Raw genomic sequence first — 7,988 nt, 5'->3', positions numbered from 1 at the left:
CTTGAGCAGGTCCAGCGGCACGTTGTAGGAGCCGGGGATGTGCGAGGTCTCGAACTCCGCCGGGGTACGCACGTCCAGCAGCGCGGCGCGCGGCGGCGTCGATCAGCTCCCGCAGGCTGGCGGCGTCGAGGGTGGCGGGGCGGGTGATGTCGGAAGTACTCATATCTCCTCTTTCACGGGCAAAGCGCTACACGTCATGGCAGGGGGATGTCGGCCGGCGCCGGACGGCGCCGGCCGGATTGCGGTGCGAGGTCAGGCTTCGGTGACCATCTCCAGGCCGGCGTCTGCGGCCTGGTCGAACTTGTCGTCGACGACGACCACCTCGCGGCCGGCGTTCGCCAGCAGCGAGGCTGCGGCGGTGGCCCGGTAGCCGGAGCCGCAGTGCACCCAGACGGCGCCGGCCGGTACGTCGGCCAGCCGCTGGGGAGGTCGGGCAGCGGGATGTGCACGGCGCCGTCGATGTGGGCGGCCCGCCACTCGTTGGTCATCCGCACGTCGAGGACCACGTCCGCAGCGGGCAGGCCGGCGGGGGCGTGCCCGGCGCGGGCCGCCGCGAGGGACGGGAAGTCGGACATCCGCAGCTCCCGCAGCTGTCCGGGCTCGGCCGCCCACTGCTCGGCCTCGCCGGTGGCCTGCGCGGCCGGGCGGTCGATGCCGATGCGGACCAGCTCGCGCTGCGCGTCGGCCACCTGCTCCGGTGTCTCGGCGAGCAGGGTGATCGGCACGCCCCAGTCGATCAGCCAGCCGAGCCAGGTGGACATCGGGCCGTCCAGCCCGAGGCTGACCGTCCCGGCCAGGTGCGAGGCGGCGTACGCCTTGCGGTGCCGTAGGTCCACCACCCACTGCCCGGCGGCCATCCGCTCGCGCAGTTCGGCGGCGTCGGCCCGGGTCACCGGGGTGAGGTCGACCGGGCCGGACCGGCGAAGTTCGCCACACCCATGTGGGCGTAGTACGCCGGGTAGGCGTCGAGACCCGCGAGGGTCTCGGTCACGAACGTGTCCGCACCCAGCGCGAGCGCCGGGTTGGCCTGCTTCTCCCGACCGATCGTCGACTCGGGCGCATCGGACTGGCTGGCCGAGCAGAAGCTGCCGAAACCGTGCGTCGGCCACACCTCCGCCCCGTCGGGCAGCAGATCCGCCAGCCGCTTCGCCGAGGCGTGCTGGTGGTGGGCCAGCTCGTGTGCGTACTCCTTGCCGAGCAGGTCGGTGCGCCCGGTCGTGCCGAACAGCAGCGACCCGCCGGTGAAGACACCCGCCGGCTGCCAGCCCCCGTCGGTGGCCTCGTCGAGGATGTACGACAGGTGGTGGAAGGTGTGGCCCGGCGTCGCGACGATCCGGAGCTGCATGGAGTCGGACACCGCAACCGCGTCACCGTCGGAGACCGGCATCCGGTCGAAGCCGACCTCGTCGGCTGCGGCCACCAGGTAGCGGGCTCCGGTCACCCGGGCCAGTTCCAGGCCGCCGGAGACGTAGTCGTTGTGGATGTGCGTCTCCACCACATGGGTGATGCGGACGCCCTTCTCCCCCGCCAGATACATGACCCGGTCGATGTCGCGCTGCGGGTCGACCACGATCGCCACCTGCCCGTCCGAAGCCAGGTAGCTCCGGTCACCCAGGGACGATGTCGCGATAACAGACACCTCAACTGTCACTGCCGTTCTCCTGTCAAAACCTACATACCCCGGGGGTATACGGGGAGCACAGTCCGGCCACTCATGTCCAACGGTTACCCGCCCGCGCCGCCGTCAAGCAGCACGGGCGGGTCGACCGCTCAGGCGAGTGCCAGGAAGAGCTTCTCCAGCTCCCCCTCGGTCGTTTCCGGCGCCTCGCCGCGCTCGCGGGCGGCCTCGCAGTACCGCATGCCCGAGGCGATGATCTTGTAGCCGGCGCGGTCGATGGCCTTCGACACCGCGGCCAGCTGGGTCAGCGCCTCGCGGCAGTCCTGACCGCTCTCCATCATCGCGATGACGGCATTCAGCTGCCCCCGTGCCCGCTTGAGCCGGGTCAGCGCGTCGCTGGTCATTTCAGGTCGAAGATTCATCGCCCCACCTTTCGGCTCCACCATACCCCGGGGGGTACGGAACCCGACGGGATACCCCCACGGGTATGCTGAACCTCGAAGGTCGCCGACACATTCCGCCCCTGGGCGGCGTGCACGGCGGTCGGTCGCCCTTCTCATACCTGGGAGGTTCCATGACTGCGGTCCGGCATCATCAGGTGGTCATCGTCGGCGGCGGCACCGCCGGCATCAGCGTGGCCGCGCGGCTACGGCGCCAGGGCGTCACCGACATCGCCCTGGTCGAGCCCTCCGAGTACCACTACTACCAGCCGCTCTGGACTCTGGTGGGAGGTGGCCTCGCCAAGGCCGGCGAAACCGCACGGCCGCAAGGCAAGCTCATCCCCAAGGGCGTCACGTGGACCCGGGACCGGGCGGCCGGCGTCGACCCGGACAACCGGATCGTCACGCTCGCCAGCGGCGACACGCTCGCCTACGACCAGCTCGTCATGGCCCCCGGGCTGCAGCTCGACTTCGAGGGCGTGCCCGGTCTGGCCGAATCGGTCGGGCGGAACGGGGTGTCGAGCAACTACCGGTACGACCTCGCCCCCCGCACTTGGGAGTTCATCCGGAAGGTCCGCGGCGGCACGGCGATCTTCACCATGCCGGCCGGCCCGATCAAGTGCGGCGGCGCGCCGCAGAAGATCGCCTACCTGGCCGCGGACTGGTGGCGTCGGCAGGGCGTATTGGACGGCGTACGCGTCATCCTGGTGCTGCCCACCGCGACCATCTTCAGCCAGCCGGACTGGGCACGGGTCCTGGAGGGCGTGGCCGCCGGCTACGGCATCGAGGTGCGCTACGAGTCCCAACTGGTCGAGGTCGACGGCGACAGCCGTCGGGCGGTCATCCTCGACAGCAAGTCCGGCACCAAGGAGAGCATCGACTACGACCTGCTGCACGCCGTGCCGCCACAGAGCGCGCCGGCCTGGCTGAAGGACAGTGCCCTCGCCGATCCTGCCAGCCCGTTCGGCTACCTGGCAGTCGACCAGTACAGCCTGCAGAGCACCCGCTGGCCGGACGTCTTCGCACTCGGTGACGTGGCGAACCTGCCCACCTCCAAGACCGGGGCGGCGATCCGCAAGCAGGCGCCGATGGTGGTGGCCAACAACATCTCGCGCGCGCCGGAGCGAGCCGCTGCCGGCCCGCTACGACGGCTACACCTCCTGCCCACTGGTCACCGCCCACAACCGGATGCTGCTGGCCGAGTTCGACTACCAGCTCAAGCCGACGCCCAGCTTCCCGTTGATCGACACGATGAAGCCGCGCTACGACATGTGGCTGCTCAAGCGCCACGGGCTTCCGGCGATGTACTGGCACGGCATGCTGCGCGGCCTCCTCTGACCGGCCCGGCACGGCTTTGCCGAATCCCACGCCGGTCGTGTCGCGGCCGGCACCATCTCCGCTGAGGGAGAGCAGAGCATGAGCTACGCGATGACGATCCGGCTGTCCGCCGGGTTCGCCCCGACCGTCGAGCGGGTCCGGGCGGCACTGAAGGACCAGGGCTTCGGGGTGCTCACCGAGATCGACATGCGGGCCACACTGCACGAGAAGCTCGGCGTCGAACTCGAGGAGTACGTCATCCTCGGCGCCTGCAACCCCCCGCTGGCCCACCGTGCCGTGCAGGCCGACCGAACATCGGCCTGCTCCTACCGTGCAACGTCGTGGTCCGCGCCGACGGGCCGGACGCCACCCTGGTGCAGGCGCTCGACCCGCAGGTGATGGTGCAGCTGAGCGACGCCGCCGACCTGCGGACGGTCGCCGACGAGGCAACCAGGCGACTGCGGGCCGCCCTGGACGCCCTCTCCGGATGAGAAACGGCGGGGTGCGGGCATCGCCCGCACCCCGCCGTGGTCGTTCAGGCTGTCACCGGCTGGCCGGCTCCCCGGAGATCTTGGCCCGCACCTCGTCCATGTCGAGGTCGCGGACCGCCTGGATCACCTGCTCCAGAGCCGCGGCCGGCAGCGCACCCGGCTGGGAGAAGACCAGCACGCCGTCCCGGAAGGCCATCAGCGTCGGGATCGACCGGATCTGGGCCGCCGCGGCCAGACCCTGCTCCACCTCGGTGTCCACCTTGCCGAACACGATGTCCTGGTGCTTCTCGCTGGCCTGCTCGAAAACGGGCGCGAAGCCGCGGCAGGGACCGCACCAGCTCGCCCAAAAGTCGACCAGCACGATCCCGTCGCGGGTGACGGTCTCCTCGAAGTTCGCGCCGGTCAACGCCACGCTCGCCATGTCCAACCTCCACGTTTCGGCAGTGCTCTCGCACCGGCCAACATACCCCCGGGGGTTTACATTCCCACTCGACGGGCGGAATACCGAGCCGGGCCCGGCGCGCTATGGTCGACGTAAATACCCTGGGGGTATACGGATCGGAGGATGAGATGCAAGAGGTGAACCTGGCGGACTTCGCCGCCGCGCACGCCGAGGGGGCCACGGTGGTGGACGTCCGTGAGCCGTTCGAGTACGTCGAGGGCCACGTGCCCGGCGCCGGTCGGTGCCGCTGGGACAACTGGCCGCAGCGGTCGGAGAACTTCCCCGCAGCCGCCCGGTCTACGTCATCTGCGCCAGTGGTGGCCGCAGCCTGTCCGCGGCGCAGTTCCTGGCCCGCGCGGGCATCGACGCCCGGTCGGTCGCCGACGGCACCGGCGGGTGGGCCCGCAGTGGTCGCGACATCGTGACGGGAGCGGACGCGTGAACCTCGGTGGAATGCTGAAGAAGGTCTTCGGAAAGCCCTACACCTCCATCGGGCCCGAGGAGGCTGCGGCGCTGGTCGCCGATGGAGGGCTGTTGCTCGACGTTCGGGAGCCGGCCGAATGGCGTGCCGGCCACGCACCCCGGGCCCGGCACATCCCGCTCGGCCAACTCGCCGGCCGGGCCGGGGAAGTGCGGCGGACCGGCCGGTGATCACCGCGTGTCGGTCCGGGGCGCGCTCGCGGCAGGCAGCCCGCGCTGCTCGCCCGCGACCACCACCAGATCTACAACCTGGCCGGCGGGATGCGGGCCTGGGTCCAGGCCGGAATGGCGCTCCAGGCCAAGGGTGGGCGGCCCGGGCACCTGGCCTGAGGGTCGTCCGGCGGGAAGGTCCCGAGGATGAGGACCTTCGGCCCGTCCTATACCCCAGGGGTATGCGCTATCGTAATCGCATCGCTGCTCATCACCGTGAAGGAGTTCGGCACCATGTTGTTCACCCAGTACTACCTGGACTGTCTGTCCAGGCGTCGTACCTGATCGCCGACGAGAGCACCGGCCGGGCCGTGCTGGTCGACCCCCGCCGCGACATCGACGAGTACCTGACCGACGCACGAGCCCGCGGCCTCACCATCGAGGGAGTCATCAAACCCCACTTCCACGCCGACTTCCTCGCCGGGCACCTCGAGGTCGCTGCCGCGACCGGCGCGTGGATCGGCTACGGGCACCGAGCCGAGACCGAGTACCCGATCCGCAAGCTCACCGACGGGGAGCGGATCAGCCTCGGCGACGTCACCCTGGAGGTCATGGAGACCCCGGGCCACACGCCCGAGTCGATCAGCGTGCTGGTCTACGAGCACACCGACGACGCCACGCCGTACGGGGGTGATGACCGGCGACGCGCTGTTCATCGGCGACGTGGGCCGACCCGACCTGCTCGCCTCCTTCGGCGTGACCGCGGACGAACTGGGCGCGATGCTCTACGACAGCGTCCAGCGCAAGCTGATGGGCCTGCCCGACGAGGTCCGGGTCTTCCCCGCCCACGGCGCCGGCTCGGCCTGCGGGAAGAACCTCTCCACCGAGCGGCAGTCCACCATCGGCGAGCAGCGCCGCACCAACTACGCCTGCGCCCCCGATGAGCCAGGAGCAGTTCCTCGCCCTGGTCACCGGCGGCCAGCCGTCCGCGCCCGGCTACTTCGCCTTCGACGCCGTGCTCAACCGCAAGGCCGCGAGCTGTTCGACCACACCAAGGCCCCGCGCCCGCTCGACGCCGCCGAGTTCGCCCAGGCCGCGCCGACGGCGCGGTCGTGGTCGACGCCCGCGACCCGCAGGAGTTCGCCCACGGGCCACCTCGCGGGGGCCGTCAACATCCCCGCCGACGGGCGGTTCGCCGAGACCGCAGGCAGCGTGATCGCCCCGGACCGCAAGGTACTCGTGGTCGCCCCACAGGACCGGAGGAGGAGATCGTCGTACGGCTCGCCCGGATCGGCTTCGACCACGTCGTCGGCTACCTCCGCGAGCCCGAAGGCGCGTTCCTCGAGATGGCCGGGGACATGGCCCGCGCGAGCCGGTTGACCGCCACCGAGCTGCGCGACGCGCTGGACCGCCCCGAGGCGCCGGTGGTGCTCGACGTCCGCAACGCCGGTGAGCGCGAGCAGGGTGCCATCCAGGGCTCCCTGCACATCCCCCTCGCTGAGCTGACGCGGCGCCTCGACGAGGTGCCGGCGGACCGGGCGGTCGTCGTGCACTGCGCGGGCGGCTACCGCTCCTCGGTGGCGGCCAGCCTGCTCCGCAACGTCGGCGGGCGGACGTCTCCGACCTGCTCGGCGGCTACGGCGCATGGCAGGCGCTGCACGCCGCGGTCTGATCCGACCACGACGAGCCGGGCAGGTGACCGGGGACAGCCCGGCCACCTGCCCGTTCCCGCAGGAAGGTGAGACATGACAGGGGAACACGGCCGCGGGCACCGCCGGGCCGAGGCTCGGCCTGCGCGCGAACGCCGCCCAGTTCCTCCTCCTCGTCGTGGTCAACGCGTTGGTGGGTACGTCCGGCCGGGCGTGGAACCGCCGGGTCTGCTCGCCCACCGGCAGCACCCGCGCCCCAGCGCGACCAGTGCCAGCATCTCGGAGAAACTGCCGCCCACCGGGCCCTGCGGCACCGGTCGCCGGACGGGGTGCGGTCCGGCGTGCGGTCCTGCTTGAACGCGGTCGAGGTCACCGCCGGGTACTGCACCACCGGATGGTCGCCGTGCACCTCCAGCGACACCGACTCCTCCGCCGCGAGCGGATGGCCCGCGGCCACCGCGAGCACCCGGCGCTCGCCGCATCAGCAACGGGCCGTTCGCCATGCCGTCGAAGGGGTACGAGGCGATCAGCACGTCTATCGTGCCGTCCCGCAGGCTCGACCGGGTGCTGGCCAGAGGTGCCTCGTGCACGTGCACCTCGCAGTCGGGTGGCGCTCGGTGAACAGAGAGACCGCCCGCAGCAGCACGGAGCTGTCGACTCGCCGACGTACGCCACCCGCAGCTCGCCGATGAGCCCGCGCCGGCGTCCACGGCCCGCTGGACCGCCTCCTCGATGCCGGCACCAGCGGCGCATCTCCTCGGCCAGGCGGGCGCCGATCGGGGTGAGGCCGGACGACCCGGCTGGTGCGCTCGAACAGCGGCGCGCCGATGCGACGTTCCAGCTTGCGCACCACGTGACTGACCCGCCCGGTGCTCACCCCGCAGCCGCTCGGCGGTCCGCCCGAAGTGCAGCTCCTCGGCCAGGGTCAGGAACGTCTCGATCTCGTACCGCTCCAGCACCGGGCACCTCCGTCGTTGCCTGCGGGTCAACGATCGTAGTCCGGTTCGGGCTTGGTCCGGGTGGCGCGCCGGACCAGGGTTGACGGCATGCAGAACCATCTCGTGACGGTGACCGGTTTCGACCACCTCGTGCTCTCGGTGAGCGACGTCGAACGCTCCCTCGACTTCTACTGCGCCACGCTCGGCCTGGCCCCGGTGCGGGTCGACAGGGCGGGCCGGCGAGGTGCCGTTCCCGTCCGTACGCGTCGACGCCGGCACCATCATCGACCTGGTGCGGGGCGAGCCGGGCGGATCCAACGTGGACCATTTCTGCCTGGTGGTGGAGCCGGTCGACTGGCAGCGGGTGGTCGGCTCCGGCGTGTTCACCGTGCTGACCGCCCGGTTTCGCGCTTCGGCGCGCGCGGCACCGCCACCTCGATCTACGTGAGCGACCCGGACGGCA

At 71.3% G+C, this 7,988-nt stretch carries 8 protein-coding genes and 5 pseudogenes; 8 read left to right on the top strand and 5 right to left on the bottom strand.

Annotated elements, in window-relative coordinates; genetic code table 11:
• The 3 genes and pseudogenes from KSK32_RS32900 to KSK32_RS32890 form a co-directional block, all read right to left on the bottom strand.
• A pseudogene (locus KSK32_RS32900) lies at positions 1-163 on the bottom strand (rhodanese-like domain-containing protein); the annotation flags it as partial.
• Between the two features lie 89 nt (positions 164-252).
• Positions 253-1,651: pseudogene (locus KSK32_RS32895) on the bottom strand (rhodanese-like domain-containing protein).
• A gap of 119 nt (positions 1,652-1,770) precedes the next feature.
• Positions 1,771-2,040, bottom strand: a complete 270-nt coding sequence (locus KSK32_RS32890; RefSeq protein ID WP_216933188.1) for a metal-sensitive transcriptional regulator — start codon at positions 2,038-2,040, stop codon at positions 1,771-1,773.
• A gap of 152 nt (positions 2,041-2,192) precedes the next feature.
• Here KSK32_RS32890 and KSK32_RS32885 point away from each other — a divergent pair, with 152 nt between their 5' ends.
• Both KSK32_RS32885 and KSK32_RS32880 read left to right on the top strand, forming a co-directional pair.
• Positions 2,193-3,461, top strand: a complete 1,269-nt coding sequence (locus KSK32_RS32885) for an FAD/NAD(P)-binding oxidoreductase (protein ID WP_254188973.1) — start codon at positions 2,193-2,195, stop codon at positions 3,459-3,461.
• A gap of 13 nt (positions 3,462-3,474) precedes the next feature.
• Positions 3,475-3,707: pseudogene (locus KSK32_RS32880) on the top strand (DUF302 domain-containing protein); the annotation flags it as partial.
• A 211-nt stretch (positions 3,708-3,918) separates the two neighbouring features.
• Here KSK32_RS32880 and trxA read toward each other — a convergent pair.
• A complete protein-coding gene (gene trxA, locus KSK32_RS32870; protein WP_216933185.1) occupies positions 3,919-4,287 on the bottom strand; it encodes a thioredoxin in 369 nt (122 codons plus the stop codon).
• A gap of 104 nt (positions 4,288-4,391) precedes the next feature.
• Between trxA and KSK32_RS35100 the strand changes: the two are divergent.
• The 4 genes and pseudogenes from KSK32_RS35100 (at position 4,392) to KSK32_RS34070 (ending at position 6,680) form a co-directional block, all read left to right on the top strand.
• Positions 4,392-4,750, top strand: a pseudogene (locus tag KSK32_RS35100) (rhodanese-like domain-containing protein).
• Positions 4,747-4,959 carry a rhodanese-like domain-containing protein gene (locus KSK32_RS34080; RefSeq protein WP_254188971.1) on the top strand — a complete coding sequence of 71 codons (213 nt, stop codon included), beginning with the start codon at positions 4,747-4,749 and terminating at the stop codon, positions 4,957-4,959. Before KSK32_RS35100 ends, KSK32_RS34080 begins: the two are co-directional and overlap by 4 nt.
• Positions 4,960-5,631: 672 nt before the next feature.
• Complete coding sequence (locus tag KSK32_RS34075; protein WP_254188970.1) at positions 5,632-6,318, top strand: hypothetical protein; 687 nt, start codon at positions 5,632-5,634, stop codon at positions 6,316-6,318.
• Entirely contained in the window at positions 6,285-6,680 is a 396-nt protein-coding gene (locus tag KSK32_RS34070) for a rhodanese-like domain-containing protein (protein ID WP_254188969.1), read from the top strand. Before KSK32_RS34075 ends, KSK32_RS34070 begins: the two co-directional genes overlap by 34 nt.
• A gap of 442 nt (positions 6,681-7,122) precedes the next feature.
• On the opposite strand, the gene KSK32_RS35095 is transcribed toward KSK32_RS34070, so the two are convergent.
• Positions 7,123-7,437, bottom strand: coding sequence for a LysR family transcriptional regulator (locus KSK32_RS35095; protein ID WP_374226763.1), 315 nt, complete (start codon positions 7,435-7,437; stop codon positions 7,123-7,125).
• A gap of 196 nt (positions 7,438-7,633) precedes the next feature.
• Between KSK32_RS35095 and KSK32_RS34765 the strand changes: the two are divergent.
• A pseudogene (locus KSK32_RS34765) lies at positions 7,634-7,744 on the top strand (VOC family protein); the annotation flags it as partial.
• Between the two features lie 25 nt (positions 7,745-7,769).
• The gene (locus KSK32_RS34760) at positions 7,770-7,973 is read left to right on the top strand and encodes a hypothetical protein (RefSeq protein ID WP_254188968.1); all 204 of its coding nucleotides are present in this window, start codon (positions 7,770-7,772) and stop codon (positions 7,971-7,973) included.
• Positions 7,974-7,988 lie beyond the last annotated feature (15 nt).

This window comes from Micromonospora sp. WMMB482 (assembly GCF_019038635.1).
GTDB lineage: Bacteria > Actinomycetota > Actinomycetes > Mycobacteriales > Micromonosporaceae > Micromonospora > Micromonospora marina.
Note: the sequence above shows the minus strand (reverse complement) of the source record. Positions and strands in the feature narration are given on the sequence as shown.

Coding starts and splice junctions, on each gene's coding strand:
- KSK32_RS32890 (WP_216933188.1), bottom strand. CDS start 2,040: ATGAATCTTCGACCTGAAATGACCAGCGACGCGCTGACCCGGCTCAAG.
- KSK32_RS32885 (WP_254188973.1), top strand. CDS start 2,193: ATGACTGCGGTCCGGCATCATCAGGTGGTCATCGTCGGCGGCGGCACC.
- trxA (WP_216933185.1), bottom strand. CDS start 4,287: ATGGCGAGCGTGGCGTTGACCGGCGCGAACTTCGAGGAGACCGTCACC.
- KSK32_RS34075 (WP_254188970.1), top strand. CDS start 5,632: ATGACCGGCGACGCGCTGTTCATCGGCGACGTGGGCCGACCCGACCTG.
- KSK32_RS34070 (WP_254188969.1), top strand. CDS start 6,285: ATGGCCGGGGACATGGCCCGCGCGAGCCGGTTGACCGCCACCGAGCTG.